Raw genomic sequence first — 13,354 nt, 5'->3', positions numbered from 1 at the left:
CCCAGACAAAAAAACAAGACACCACCCCCCCCCCCCCCCCCGCCCCTCCCCCCCCCCCCCCCCCCCCCCCCCCCCCCCCCCCCCCCCCCCCCCCCCCCCCCCCCCCCTCGACCGGCTCACTGCGAGCCGCGGAAGTCCGCCCCCTCGACGATCAGGCCCGCCACCAGGGCCCCCGTCATCCCCGCGTGCGCCAGCCCGCCGCCGGGGTGCGCCCAGCCGCCCGCGAGGTACAGCCCGGGCAGTCCCGTCGCATTGGCCGGGTACAGCAGACGGCCCCCGTCGCCCGGCAGGGCCGGGGCGGGCACCGAGCCGCCGACGGCACCGGTCGCGGCCTCCACCTGCGCGGGGGTGCGCACCTCCTGCCACAGCAGCCGCTTGCGCAGGTCGGGGACGGCCCGTGCGGCGAGGTCCAGCAGCTTCTCCGGGTCCGGGACCGCCGCCCCGCCCGCGGGCCCGCACACGGCGCTGACGGTGACCGCCTCGTGGTCCGCGTCGGGCCGGGTGGCCGGGTCGTCCGGGCGCAGCACCGTGACCAGCTGCACGGCGGCGGATCCGGGGGAGTGCACCAGCGTGCGGTGGACGGCGTCCGCCGGGCGGCCGCCGCGCAGGGCGAGCAGCAGGGTCAGCCGGCCCGGTACCGAGCCGCCCCGGGCCTGCACGCTGCCGCGCGGCCAGGACACGGAGCCGGCGAGCCGGCGGGGGTCGATCCCGCAGACGACGGAGTCGGCGGCCGCCTCGGTGCCGTCGGCCAGCCGCACCCCGGCCGCCCGGCCGTCGCGGCTCAGGACGGCCTTCACGGAGGCGCCGAAGACGAACTCCACCTTCCGCTCCAGGCAGCGCTCGTACACGGCGGTGGCCAGCTCGCGCATCCCGCCCCGGACGTACCAGGTGCCGAAGGTCTGCTCCATGTACGGCAGGGCCGCTGCGGCGGCCGGTGTCGTGTCGGGGTCCAGCCCGTAGGCCAGGACCCGTCCGCGCAGCAGCTCCCCGAGGCCGCCGCCCAGTTCGCGCCGGGCCACCTCGGCCAGGGTGGGCTGGCGGCGGCGCAGCAGGCCGCTGCCGCGCAGCGCGGGGTAGGGGTCGCGGCCGAGGACCTGCCAGTCGGGGCGCAGCGGCTCCTCCAGCAGGGGGCGGCGGGTGGCGTCCCAGGTGTCGCGGGCACGGCCCAGCAGGTCGTTCCAGCGCTCGCCCGCGCCGGCGCCGAAGGCCTCGTCGAGGGCGGCGGCGACCCCGCCCCGGGAGGTTCCGGGGAGGGTGACGGAGGCGTGGTCGAGGACGTGCCGGACGGCCGGGTCCACCTGGACCATCCCGACGAGGTCCTCCAGCGGCCGCTTGCCGGTCTTCACGAACAGGTCGCGGTAGACGGCGGGCAGGTGCAGCAGTCCCGGTCCGGTGTCGAAGGCGAAGCCGTCGCGCTCGTACCGGCCGAGCGCGCCGCCGTAGGTCGAGCCGCGCTCGTAGACCGTCACCTGGTGGCCCGCCACGGCCAGCCGGGCCGCCGTCGCCATCGCGCCCATGCCGGCGCCGATCACCGCAATTCTTGCCATGGCGCTGAGCCTATCGAGCGGGCGTCCGGGCCATCGAGCGAGGTCAGCGGGTCAGTACGGCGGAGCCCCGCGGACCGCCGCCATCCGCTTCTCCTCGCGCCGCTGGGCCCGCCGTCGCCGGAAGCGCCGGATCCGGCTCCAGAGGAAGACCAGTATCGCCAGGCCCGCGGCGAGCAGGACGGCGGCGATGACCGCCGCGGCCGTCGGGTGGAACATGGCGAAGGTGACGATGCCGGCCACACCCAGGTCCTCGGCGGTGCTCAGCACGATGTTGCTGAACGGCTCGGGGGAGGTGTTGACGGCCATTCGGGTGCCGGCCTTGACGAGATGGCTGGCCAGGGCCGTGGAACCGCCCAGGGCGCCGGCCGCGATGTCGGGGAGCGAGCCGCTCTGGCCGGCCAGGAGGGCGCCGACCACGGCCCCGGCCGCCGGGCGGACGACGGTGTGGACGGAGTCCCAGACGGAGTCCACGTACGGGATCTTGTCCGCGACCGCCTCGCACAGGAAGAGCACACCGGCGACGACGAGCACGTCGGTGCGCTGGAGGGAGGCCGGGACCTCGTCGGTCAGGCCGGTCGCGCCGAAGACGCCGAGCAGGAGGACCACGGCGTAGGCGTTGATCCCGCTGGCCCAGCCGCTGGTGAAGACCAGGGGGAGCACACTCACACGGGCATCATGCCGCAGCGGGAGGGAAAACGGTGCGGATCGCACAACGGTGAGGGACAATCGCGATCGCGCGGCCGTCCCTCACCGGACGGAAGGGGTGCGGGGCTAGTGCCCCTGTTCGTCCCGGCGGCGCTGCCACCGTTCTTCGATACGGGTCATCATCGACCGATGCTGTCGGTTCCGGCCACGGGCCGGACCGCCTGCACTTCCGGAGACGGGCTGCTCGCCGGGCTTGGGTGCCTTGCGCCAACCGGTGACCACGAGGACCGTACAGGCCAGCATGACGAGGAATCCCACCACGCTGATCCAGAGCACTTCCTGCCAGATCACACCGGTCATGAGGAGCGCGATACCCACCACAATGCCCGCGACTGCCTGGTAGACCCGTCGCCGGGTGTACGTGCGCAGTCCACTGCCCTCAAGCGCTGTCGCGAACTTGGGGTCTTCGGCGTACAGCGCTCGCTCCATCTGCTCGAGCATGCGCTGCTCGTGCTCCGAGAGCGGCACGGGAGTCCTCCTCATCCGTCGGTCGCGGGGGGTAGCGACCAGGGGTCCCCTTCAGGATAGGCGGGGAATCGCCCCCGTGATACCCGCCCTCTACGCCACATTCTGCACATCGCTGAGCGAGAAACCACTGCGTAGAAAACCACTGCGTGAAACGTACCGTCACCAGCGCGGTCACTGAGGCGCTTATTCCCCATTGCGTGGCCCGCCATGCCGGGCGGTGGTCCGATCATACGGGTCACGGCGCGGGAACGGAGGGGTCTCGCGCAGGTAACTCCGACCGGGTCCGCGCATGCGGCCCGAGGGCCGGTCCCGCAGATCAGGCCCGCTTCTCGCCCAGGACGTGCAGCTGCGTGGCCACCGCGTGGAAGGCGGGCAGTTCGGCGGCGGCCTCCTCCAGGCGCAGCAGCGCCTCCACCGCGCCCGGCTCGGTGTCCACCAGCACCCCGGGCACCAGATCGGCGAAGATCCGCACGCCGTGTACGGCGCCGACCTCCAGACCGGCCCCGGAGACGAGCTCCGCGAGCTGCTCCGCGGTGAAGCGGCGGGGCACCGGGTCGCCGGAGCCCCAGCGCCCGGCCGGGTCGGTGAGGGCGGTGCGGGCCTCGGTGAAGTGCCCGGCCAGCGCGCGGGCCAGGACGGCCCCGCCCAGGCCGGCGCCGAGCAGGCTGAGCACGCCGCCGGGGCGCAGCGCGGCGACGGCGTTGGCCACGCCCTCGGCCGGGTCGTCCACGTACTCCAGCACGCCGTGGCAGAGCACCACGTCGTACGCGTCCCGCTCGACGACCTCCAGCAGGCCCTGGGCGTCGCCCTGGACCCCGCGCACCAGGTCGGCGACGCCCTCCTCGGCGACCCGCCGCTCCAGCCCGAACAGCGCGTTCGGGCTGGGGTCGACGACGGTCACCCGGTGGCCCAGACGGGCGACGGGCACGGCGAACTTGCCGGTGCCGCCGCCGGTGTCGAGGACGTCCAGGACATCCCGCCCGGTCGCCTTCACCCGGCGGTCGAGGGCCTCCTTGAGGACCTCCCACACCACGGCGGTGCGGAGGGAGGCACGGGGGCGGGAAGTGTCCGACACGGCTGATGGCTCCTCGGCGGCGTTGGGTCGGGGTGCGGTGCGTGCCCCACCCTATTGCCTCGGCCGACCGCGCAGCTCATCCCGCGTCCGGACGCTCCGGCCGGGGCTGCGGCAGCGGCTGGGCCGGGGGCTGCAGCGCGAGCATCCGCTCCACCAGGCGCAGGAACATCCCGGCCTCCCGCACGAGGTCGTCCGCGTCCCGGCTGGTGGCCGCGTCCGGTATCCCGGCCTCGGCCCGGGCCCGGCGGGCGGCGCCCGAGGCGAAGAGGGCGCTCCACTCGGAGAGCTCCGGCGCCAGCTCCGGCAGGACCTCCCACGCGCTGCGGATCCGGGGCCGCCGGCGCGGGCGGACCGGCTCGGGCCGGGCGCGCGCGGCGAGGACCGCGGCGGCGGCGCGCAGGGCGGCGAGGTGGGCGGTGGCGTACCGCTCGTGGGGCCGGGGCAGCAGGGCGGCCTCGGCCAGGCCGCTGCGGGCCTTGGCGAGCAGGTCCAGGGCGGCCGGGGGTGCGGCGGCCCTGCGCGGGACGGGGTGGACAGGGGACGGGGACGGTGTGGCCATGACGAACCTCCTGTCGTTGCGTGGTGCTCGGCGGTGGTAGCGGGTGGTGTGTCCGCATCCGTTGCGTGCGTCCATCGTGGAGCCCGGCACTGACAATCGCCCTGACCTGCGTCTTCGTCCCGAAAGTCCCCCTCCGGTACCGCACTTGGACCCGAACCTGCTAGTTTTTGAACTGACTGGTCAGTTCAAAAGGAGGGGGAGGGCGTGGACAGCCCGCACGGCGCCGCCGTCAAGGCCGAACGCTTCGGACTCAAGGGCCCGCGCGGCTGGGTCTTCCGGGACATCGCCGTCGACGCGGCCCCCGGCTCGCTCATCGCGGTCGAGGGCCCGTCCGGCAGCGGCCGCACCTGCCTGCTCCTGGCCCTCACCGGCCGGATGAAACCCACCGAGGGGCACGCCGAGATCGGCCGCCTCCGGCTGCCGAAGAAGATGGCCGCGGTCCGCCGGATCGCCGCCCTCGGCCCGGTCCCCGGGGTCAACGACCTCGACCAGGCCCTGACCGTCGCCGAACAGCTGCGCGAGGGCGCCATGCTCCAGCGGCGCTACGAAGCCCCCGTCCGGACCCTGCTGCGCCGGCGCGGCGAGCCGGGCGCACCGGCCCCGGCCGCCCGCGTCGAGGAGGCCCTGGCCGCCGTCGGGCTCGACCCGGCCACCCTGCCCAAGGGGCCGCGCACCTCCGTACGGGACCTGGAACGGCTGGAGGCCCTCCGGCTCTCCGTGGCCATCGCCCTGCTGGGCAGCCCCCGGCTCCTCGCCCTCGACGACCTCGACCTCAAGCTCTCGGACGCCGAACGCGTCGAGGTCTGGGCCCTGCTCCGCTCCGTCGCCGCCCGGGGGACCACCGTCCTCGCGGTGTGCAGCGACGCCCCGGACGACGCGACCGTGGTCCGCACGGGCCCGCGCCCCGAGGCGGCCCCCGCGCCGTCCCTCGCCGAGGCGGCCGGCGAAGGCACCGAGGACGGCACCGAGAGCGGGACCGACGGCGGCACCGAGAGCGCGACCGACGACGACACCGACGACGACACCGACGACGAAGAAGACACGAAGGGGGCGGACGATGCGCTCGCCGAAACTGGCCGCGCTTGAGCTGAAGCGGTTCGGGCGGGGGAAGCTGCCCCGGGCCGCCCTCGTCGCGCTGCTCCTGCTGCCCCTGCTCTACGGGGCCCTCTACCTCTGGTCGTTCTGGGACCCGTACAAGCGCCTCGACCACGTGCCCGTCGCCCTCGTCAACGCCGACAAGGGCGCCACCGTGAACGGCGAGCACCTCGACGTCGGCGGCGAGCTCACCCGGAACCTGCGCGAGCGCAAGACCTTCGACTGGCGCGTGGTCGGCGCCGACGAGGCCGCCAAGGGCCTGGAGGACGGGACGTACTTCCTCTCCCTGACCATGCCCGCCGACCTCAGCGAGAAGGTCGCCTCCAGCGGCGGCGCCGACCCCACCACCGGGGCCCTCCAGGTCCGCACGAACGACGCCAACAACTACATCGTCGGCTCGATCTCGCGCACCGTCTTCTCCGAGGTCCGCTCGGCCGCCTCCACCAAGGCCTCCCGGAAGTTCCTCGACAAGATCTTCGTCAACTTCTCCGACCTGCACGACAAGACCGCCGAGGCCGCCGACGGAGCCGACCAGCTCAAGGACGGCGCGGGCAAGGCCCAGGAGGGCGCCCAGGAGCTGGCCGACGGCCTCGACACGGCCAAGGAGAAGACCGGCGAGCTCACCGGGGGCCTGAACAAGCTCGACGAGGGCGCCGGCAAGCTGGAGACCGGCTCCCGGCAGGTCGCCGAGGGCACCCAGAAGGTCGCCGACCTGGCGAACGCCGCCGCCGACAAGGCCCGCCCCTTCGTCAAGGACCCCAAGAACCTCGCGGACACCGCCAAGCTGGTCGCCGACACCGCCCACGTCGTCAACAACCACCTCGACAAGGCCGCCGAGCACGCGCCGGCCGCCGCCGCGGTCACCAAGCGCCTCTCGGGCCTCGCGGACGCCAACTACGCCAAGTACTGCGCCAAGCCCGACCCCAAGCTGCCCGCCGGGTTCTGCGAGGCACAGAAGAAGATCAAGGACGACGCGGCCGAGGCCGCCCTGCTCAGCGCCGACGCGAACACCGTCCTCGGCAACAGCAGGGGCGACATCACCAAGCTCCAGGGCCAGCTCACCGACCTGGAGAACAAGGCCCGCGAGCTCGCCGACAAGGCGCCCGGCCTCGCCGGGGACCTCAACGCCGCGGTCGCCAAGGCCAACGCCCTCAACGACGGCGCCCACCAGGTCGCCGACGGCATGGTCAAGCTGCACGCCGGCCTCGGCACCGCCGCCGGCGGCTCCGGCAAGCTCGGCGAAGGCGTCGGCAAGCTCGGCGACGGCGCCCAGCAGCTGGGCGGCGGCATGGTCAAGCTGGTCGACGGCAGCGGCCGGCTCGCCGGCGGCCTCCACGACGGCGCCGGCAAGATCCCGGACTACGACCAGAAGCAGCGCGACGCCCGTACGCAGGTCATGGCCGACCCCGTCCAGCTCGCCAGCGACCCCCTGCACAAGGCGCCCAACTACGGCACCGGCTTCGCCCCGTACTTCATCCCGCTCTCCCTCTGGGTCGGCGCGATGGTCGCCTACATGCTGATCGCCCCCATGAACAAGCGGGCCCTGGCCGCCGGCGCCTCCTCCTGGCGGATCGCCTTCGCGGGCTGGCTGCCCGTGGTCGGCCTCGGCGCCGCGCAGGTGGGCGCGCTGATGTCCGTACTCCACTGGGGCCTCGGCCTGGAGATGGCACACCCGGCCCTGACCGTCGGGTTCCTGGTCCTGGTCACCGCCTGCTTCGCGGCGATCGTCCAGTGGCTCAACGCCAAGTTCGGCGCCGCCGGCCGCATCCTGGTCCTCGCCGTCCTGATGCTCCAGCTGACCTCGGCGGGCGGCACCTACCCCGTCCAGACCAGCCCGGACTTCTTCAACGCCATCCACCCGTACCTGCCCATGTCGTACATCGTCGCGAGCCTGCGCCGCCTCATCACCGGCGGGGACCTCACCCCGGTGTGGCAGGGCGGCGTGGTCCTGCTGGCCTTCACCGCCGGGGCCCTGGCCCTCACCGCCCTCGCCGCCCGCGGCAAGCAGGTGTGGACCATGGACCGACTGCACCCGGAACTGAGCCTGTAAGGGGCTGTTGACCTGTGAGAATCAGCGCCATGGAAAGCAGCAGCACCACCGCCGGCGGCGCCCGGCGGCAGGCCACGCGACAGAAGCTGTACGAGGCGGCCGTCACCCTGATCGCGGAACAGGGCTTCTCGGCGACCACCGTCGACGAGATCGCCGAACGGGCGGGCGTGGCCAAGGGCACCGTCTACTACAACTTCGCGAGCAAGACCGAGCTCTTCGAGGAGCTCCTGCGCCACGGGGTCGGCCTGCTGACCGCCTCACTGCGGGCGGCGGCGGACGAGACGGAGGAGCGGGGCGGCAGCCGCATCGAGGCGCTCGACGCGATGATCCGCGCGGGCCTCGTCTTCATGCACCGCTACCCGGCCTTCACCCAGCTGTACGTCGCCGAGCTCTGGCGCACCAACCGCGCCTGGCAGGGCACGCTGATGGTGGTCCGGGGCCAGGCGGTGGCGGTGGTGGAGTCGGTGCTGCGGGAAGGGGTCGAGCGGGGTGAACTCAGCGCCGAGATCGACGTGCCGCTGACGGCGGCGGCGCTGGTCGGCATGGTGCTGGTGGCCGCGCTGGACTGGCAGGCCTTCCAGAGCGAGCGGTCGCTGGACGACGTCCACTCGGCGCTGTCGCTGCTGCTGCGGGGGCGGGTGAGCGGGAGCCGCTGACCCCCGGTCGGCGGTGCCGCCCGGGGGGCCGGGCGGCGTAGAACTGAGTATCCGTACCTAGGTGCACAGATGAGTACCCGTACGGATGGGCTCCCACCTGCGGAAACAGCAGACTGGGGGCTGGGGACAAGGGCAGGTCGGCCCGCACCGCGGACACGGGGCCGCGGAGCGGACCGGCTCCTGCCCGGGGAACAGAACGCCGGTGTGTCCGGGCTCGGGGGGAACGAGCCCGGCCGCACCGGCGTTTTTCCTTTGCGCTCACACGCCGCGCGGGCCGGAATCCGGTCAGCCCCGGCCGCGGAGCGGGATCCGGATGCGGCCGCCGGCGCGGGACAGCGCCGACGAGGCGGCCGACAGCCGGGCCGAGGCCGCGGCGGTCACCCGGGCCCCCGAACGCGGCAGCAGCAGCGCCCGCAGCCGTGGCCACCGGCCGACGCCGGCCAGCAGCGCGGCCCGGGCCGTGCGGACGTCCACGGCCAGCCCGGAGTACACGGCCTCCGCGCCGGGCGGCGCGTACAGCACCCGCTCCACCGCGCCCGCGACCCGGTGCACCGCCTCGGCGGCGTCACCCTCCAGCCGGCCCCGGAGCACGACCCGCCCGGCCGCCCGGCGCGGCGACAGCGCCCCGTCCGGCGGGATCCCGACGTCCCACGCACAGTCGCCCAGCTCCCGCCAGGCGGCCAGGACATCACCCGAGGCCAGCCGCCGCTCGCGCACCCGGCGGCGCCACAGCAGCGGCAGCAGCGGCAGCCCGGCCACCAGCAGCGCCGCCCCCGTCCAGGCGAGGACCGTCCCCGCCGACACCCCGCCCGACCCGGACCCGGTCTGCTGCTGCCGGGCCGCGGGCCCGCCGCACTCGCCGAGCCTCTTCATCTCCGGCGGGCACGCCTCGGCCTGCGAGGGCGCGGCCGCCGCGGCGGACGCCGACTGCGAGGGCGCCGCGGACGGCGCGGACGGCTGCGGGGCCGGGGCCTCGGGACGGCTGTAGTCCGGCAGCGTGATGCCCGAGCGGGGCGTCGGCTCGAACCGGGTCCAGCCCACGCCCTCGAAGTACAGCTCCGGCCAGGCGTGCGCGTCCCGCATGGAGACGTTCACCGTGCCGTCGGACTGCTTCTCGCCCGGGGTGAAGCCGACCGCGACCCGCGCCGGGATCCCCAGCGTCCGCGACATCGCCGCCATCGAGAAGGCGAAGTGGACGCAGAAGCCCTCCTTGTCCTCCAGGAAACGCACGATGGCCTGCGAACCGGTTCCCGAGGACACCTTCGTGTCGTAGCGGAAGCCGCCGCTGACGGCGAAGAAGTCCTGGAGCTTCACCGCCCGCGCGTAGTCGTCCTTCGCGCCCTGCGTGACCCGCCGCGCCGTCTCCGCCACCACCGGCGGCAGGTTGTCCGGGAGCTTCGTGTACTCGGCGTGCACCGCCGCGTTCGCGGGCGGCGCGGACTGCAGCTGCTCCGCGGTGGGCCGCAGCAGCAGGCTCCGTACGGTGTACTGCGCGCCCTGCACGTTCTGGAAGCGGTCCTTGCCCAGCTGGTCGCCGACCAGGGTCCGGCCGGCCGGCTCGAAGCGCCACTTCCCGGGGATGTCGACCTGCGTCGCCGGGTACGGCATGGGCAGGTAGCGCTGGGCGTAGGTGTCCGCCGCCGAGACGGTGGTGCGCACCTCGACCGCGGTCCGGCGGACCTCCTCGGTGAGCCCCGACGGGTTCGGCAGCCGCTGCGGGACGTCGGTGAGCGGGCGGGCGGACGCCTCCCACTTGACCCCGTTGAACTCGTCGAGGGCCAGGATCCGCAGGTACTGCTCGCCGAGCTGCGGGCTGTCCGTGCGGTACTTCATGACGACCCGGTTGTCCTGCGCGTTCAGGCTGCTCTGGAGCGAGACCAGCGGGTTGACCGCCGAGATCGTGCCGCCGCCCCCGCCCGCCGACGGGGCGTCCTCGCCCTGGGCTCCCAGCATCCCGCCGCCGAGCGACGGCAGTGCGGCCGGCACCGCCAGCGCCAGGCCCAGCGCGACCGCGCCGATCCGCCGCCCGGTGCGCACGGGGGCCACGGCGCGGGTGCCGCCGGCCCCGTTGGCCCCGTAGCCGGAGCCGGCGGAGGCGGGCGTCCGGGCGTTGGGGGCGCCGCCGAACACCCGGCCCCACTGGGCCAGCCGGTCGCGGCCCTCCGACAGCAGCAGCATCAGGTAGCCGGCGCCGGCCAGCAGGAACGCGAGCCAGGGCCGTCCCTGCCCGGCCGACAGCCCGGCGGCGACCGAGTACAGCGCCAGCAGCGGCAGCCCGGCGGCCGCGGCCGTCCGCAGCGTCACCGCCAGCGCGTCGACGAGCAGCCCGATCAGCAGCACCCCGGCCAGCAGCAGCAGCCGGATGCCGTCCGTCAGCGGCGCCGGTATCGCGAACTCGCCGACGTCCCGCACGCCCTGCTGGAACAGTCCCGCGAAGTCGGTGACCAGGAAGGCCAGCGGCCCGCTCCCGGTGGACTCGGCCTTCCCCGCGAAGAGGAGGGCGAGCAGGAGCAGCGACACCAGCAGCTGGGCGCCCACGGTCAGCGACCGGGCCAGCGGCACCCGCCGCCCCCCGGCGCCGACCGCGGCCTGCACGGCCAGCAGCAGGGCCGCCTGGACCAGCCAGCCGGAGCTCTCCACCAGCGGGGCCAGCGACCAGGCGGTCAGCAGCGTCGCCAGCGTTCCGAAGACCGTCAGGCGCGTCCGCCCGCTCATACCGTCCCTCCGGGGATCCGTGTGCCGGCGGGCGCGTTCCCGGCCTGCCGCCACAGTTCGGCGAACGCGGCGCCGGGCGGGACGGCCAGCGCCGTCCAGCCCGCGTCCCGCAGCCTGCGCAGCCGTTCCTCCACCCGCGAGGGCGCTCCGGCCCACAGCGCGGGGTCCAGTACGAAGGCGACCGCGGCCGCGCTGCGCTGCCGCATCCGGGCCGCCATCTCGCTCTGTTCGTCGTCCAGGTCGCCGAAGAAGGCGACCAGCAGTCCGTCGCCGCCCGCGGAACCGGAGCCCGTCCCGCCGCGCAGCGCGTCGTAGGCACGGCCCAGGCCGCCGCCCTCGGAGTGGCCGACGACCGCGAGGGTGTCCATCATCAGTCCGGCCGCCTCGGCGGACTCCGGGCCGCCGGCGGAGCTCCCGCCGGCGAAGGCGCCGGCGCCGGGCACGCAGTCGCCGGTGTCGGTGAGCAGCCGGGCCGCGAAGCCCTGTTCGAGGACGTGCAGCAGGGTGGAGGCGGCGGCCGACACCGCCCATTCGAAGGCGGAGTCGGGGCCGGCGCCCTCGTAGGCGAGGTAGCGGGTGTCCAGCAGGACGGTCGCCTTGCTGCGCTGCGGCTGTTCCTCGCGGCGGACCATCAGCTCGCCGTAGCGGGCCGTGGAGCGCCAGTGGACCCGGCGCAGGTCGTCGCCGCGCCGGTAGGTGCGGGGGATCACGTCGTCGTCGCCGGCCAGGGCCAGGGAGCGGCGGCTGCCGTCGCCGTGGCCGCCCGCCTCGCCGGTCATGCGGACGGCGGGCAGGGGCTGGGTGCGCGGGATGACGGTGAGGGTGTCGTACGCGGTGAAGGAGCGGGTCAGCTCGACCATCCCGAAGGGGTCGGTCAGCCGCAGCTGGAGGGGGCCCAGCGGGTAGCGGCCGCGCAGGTCGGAGCGGACCCGGTAGGACACCTCGCGGCGGCCCCCGGACTCGACCCGGTCCAGTACGAAGCGCGGGCGCGGTCCGAGGACGTAGGGCACCCGGTCCTGGAGCATCAGCAGGCCCGTGGGCATCCGGGAGACGTTCTCCAGCCGCAGCTGCACCCGGGCCTCGCCGCCGGCGGGCACCCGCGGCGGGGTCAGCCGGCGGCCGGCGGTGACCTGCTGGCGGGTGCGGTGCAGCGCCAGGACGCAGATCAGCGGCAGGACGACGAGCAGCAGTCCGACCCGCAGCAGCTGGCCCTGCCCGAGGACGTAGGCGCAGACGGCGGCGGCGGCGCCGGCGGCGAGGAAGGAGCGGCCCCGGGTGGTGAGGCCGGACAGCGAGGCGCGCAGCCCGCCCGGGCTCCCGGCCTGCCCGCCGGCGCCGTGCGGGGCACCGGCCGCCATCAGAAGCTCCGGGCGCCCGCGCCGGGCGGGACCTCGCCGCGGGTGTGCGTGGCCGGGACGGGGGTGCGCTGGAGGATGTCGTGGACGACCTGCTCGGCGGTGCGCCGGTTCAGCTGGGCCTGGGCGGTCGGCAGGAGGCGGTGCGCGAGGACGGGTGCGGCCAGCCGCTGGACATCGTCGGGCAGGACGTAGTCGCGGCCGGACAGGGCGGCGGAGGCCTTCACGGCGCGCAGCAGGTGCAGGGTGGCGCGGGGGGAGGCGCCCAGGCGCAGGTCCGGGTGGCCGCGGGTGGCGGAGACCAGGTCGACGACGTAGCGCTTGACCGGGACCGCGACGTACACCTCGCGGACGGCCTCTATCAGCTTGACGACGTCGTGGGCGTGCGCGACGGCGGTGAGGTCGTCGAGCGGGGAGAGCCCGCCGTGCACGTCGAGCATCTCCAGTTCGGCCTCGGGGCTGGGGTAGCCGACCGAGACGCGGGCCATGAAGCGGTCGCGCTGGGCCTCGGGGAGGGGGTAGGTGCCCTCCATCTCGACCGGGTTCTGGGTCGCGACGACCATGAACGGGCTGGGCAGGGCGTAGGTGGTGCCGTCGATGGTGACCTGGCGCTCCTCCATCGACTCCAGCAGCGCCGACTGCGTCTTGGGGGAGGCCCGGTTGATCTCGTCGCCGATGACGATCTGCGCGAAGATCGCGCCGGGCTTGAACTCGAACTCGCGGCGCTGCTGGTCGTAGATGCTGACGCCGGTGATGTCGGAGGGCAGCAGGTCCGGGGTGAACTGGATGCGCTGGACCGAGCAGTCGATCGACTTGGCCAGGGTCTTGGCGAGCATCGTCTTGCCGACGCCGGGCACGTCCTCGATGAGCAGGTGGCCCTCGGCCAGCAGCACCGTCAGCGCGAGGCGGACGACCTCGGGCTTGCCCTCGATCACGCGCTCGACCGACTGGCGGACCCGCTCGGCCGTGCTGGTCAGATCAGCGAGGCTCGCTCGGTCGTCGTACGTGGTCACCTGGTTCTCCTCGGCCCTTTTCCAGGGCCGACGCGCATGCACACGGTCCGGCCCACCCCGAAACACGGACACCGCCCCGGAGTGGTTCCGGGTGACGTCTCACCGCATTCTTGACG

The 13,354-nt window shown here is 74.7% G+C and carries 11 protein-coding genes; 3 read left to right on the top strand and 8 right to left on the bottom strand.

What is annotated here, in order from left to right:
* Positions 1-116: 116 nt before the first annotated feature.
* The 5 genes from ACZ5NJ_RS11905 to ACZ5NJ_RS11885 all read right to left on the bottom strand — a co-directional run bounded on the left by ACZ5NJ_RS11905 (position 117) and on the right by ACZ5NJ_RS11885 (position 4,354).
* Positions 117-1,547: a phytoene desaturase family protein gene (locus tag ACZ5NJ_RS11905; RefSeq protein ID WP_468764588.1), complete on the bottom strand. Its 1,431-nt coding sequence runs from the start codon at positions 1,545-1,547 to the stop codon at positions 117-119.
* Between the two features lie 51 nt (positions 1,548-1,598).
* Positions 1,599-2,213, bottom strand: coding sequence for a DUF4126 domain-containing protein (locus tag ACZ5NJ_RS11900; RefSeq protein WP_468764587.1), 615 nt, complete (start codon positions 2,211-2,213; stop codon positions 1,599-1,601).
* Between the two features lie 105 nt (positions 2,214-2,318).
* The gene (locus ACZ5NJ_RS11895) at positions 2,319-2,720 is read right to left on the bottom strand and encodes a DUF3040 domain-containing protein (protein WP_468764586.1); all 402 of its coding nucleotides are present in this window, start codon (positions 2,718-2,720) and stop codon (positions 2,319-2,321) included.
* A gap of 316 nt (positions 2,721-3,036) precedes the next feature.
* Complete coding sequence (locus ACZ5NJ_RS11890) at positions 3,037-3,795, bottom strand: class I SAM-dependent methyltransferase (RefSeq protein ID WP_468764585.1); 759 nt, start codon at positions 3,793-3,795, stop codon at positions 3,037-3,039.
* 76 nt (positions 3,796-3,871) lie between these two features.
* Positions 3,872-4,354 (bottom strand): SAV_6107 family HEPN domain-containing protein, encoded by a 483-nt coding sequence (locus ACZ5NJ_RS11885; protein WP_468764584.1) that lies wholly within the window; start codon positions 4,352-4,354, stop codon positions 3,872-3,874.
* A 204-nt stretch (positions 4,355-4,558) separates the two neighbouring features.
* On the opposite strand from ACZ5NJ_RS11885, the gene ACZ5NJ_RS11880 reads away from it, so the two are divergent.
* From ACZ5NJ_RS11880 to ACZ5NJ_RS11870, 3 genes are read left to right on the top strand one after another with little or no spacing between them, the layout of a single operon-like run.
* On the top strand, positions 4,559-5,440 hold the full coding sequence (locus ACZ5NJ_RS11880) for an ATP-binding cassette domain-containing protein (protein WP_468764583.1): 882 nt from the start codon (positions 4,559-4,561) through the stop codon (positions 5,438-5,440).
* A complete protein-coding gene (locus tag ACZ5NJ_RS11875) occupies positions 5,412-7,499 on the top strand; it encodes a YhgE/Pip family protein (protein WP_468764582.1) in 2,088 nt (695 codons plus the stop codon). Before ACZ5NJ_RS11880 ends, ACZ5NJ_RS11875 begins: the two co-directional genes overlap by 29 nt.
* Before the next feature lie 29 nt (positions 7,500-7,528).
* Entirely contained in the window at positions 7,529-8,155 is a 627-nt protein-coding gene (locus ACZ5NJ_RS11870) for a TetR/AcrR family transcriptional regulator (RefSeq protein WP_468764581.1), read from the top strand.
* Positions 8,156-8,440: 285 nt separating this feature from the next.
* Here the strand turns inward: ACZ5NJ_RS11870 and ACZ5NJ_RS11865 are convergent, their stop codons facing one another.
* From ACZ5NJ_RS11865 to ACZ5NJ_RS11855, 3 genes are read right to left on the bottom strand one after another with little or no spacing between them, the layout of a single operon-like run.
* Positions 8,441-10,870, bottom strand: a complete 2,430-nt coding sequence (locus tag ACZ5NJ_RS11865; protein WP_468764580.1) for a transglutaminase TgpA family protein — start codon at positions 10,868-10,870, stop codon at positions 8,441-8,443.
* Positions 10,867-12,228, bottom strand: a complete 1,362-nt coding sequence (locus ACZ5NJ_RS11860) for a DUF58 domain-containing protein (protein ID WP_468764579.1) — start codon at positions 12,226-12,228, stop codon at positions 10,867-10,869. The genes ACZ5NJ_RS11865 and ACZ5NJ_RS11860 overlap by 4 nt, the downstream gene beginning before the upstream one ends.
* Positions 12,228-13,238 carry an AAA family ATPase gene (locus ACZ5NJ_RS11855; protein WP_468764578.1) on the bottom strand — a complete coding sequence of 337 codons (1,011 nt, stop codon included), beginning with the start codon at positions 13,236-13,238 and terminating at the stop codon, positions 12,228-12,230. The genes ACZ5NJ_RS11860 and ACZ5NJ_RS11855 overlap by 1 nt, the downstream gene beginning before the upstream one ends.
* Positions 13,239-13,354 lie beyond the last annotated feature (116 nt).

The organism is Streptomyces sp. NPDC032091 (assembly GCF_055580265.1).
This window is presented reverse-complemented; position numbering and strand designations above follow the sequence as displayed.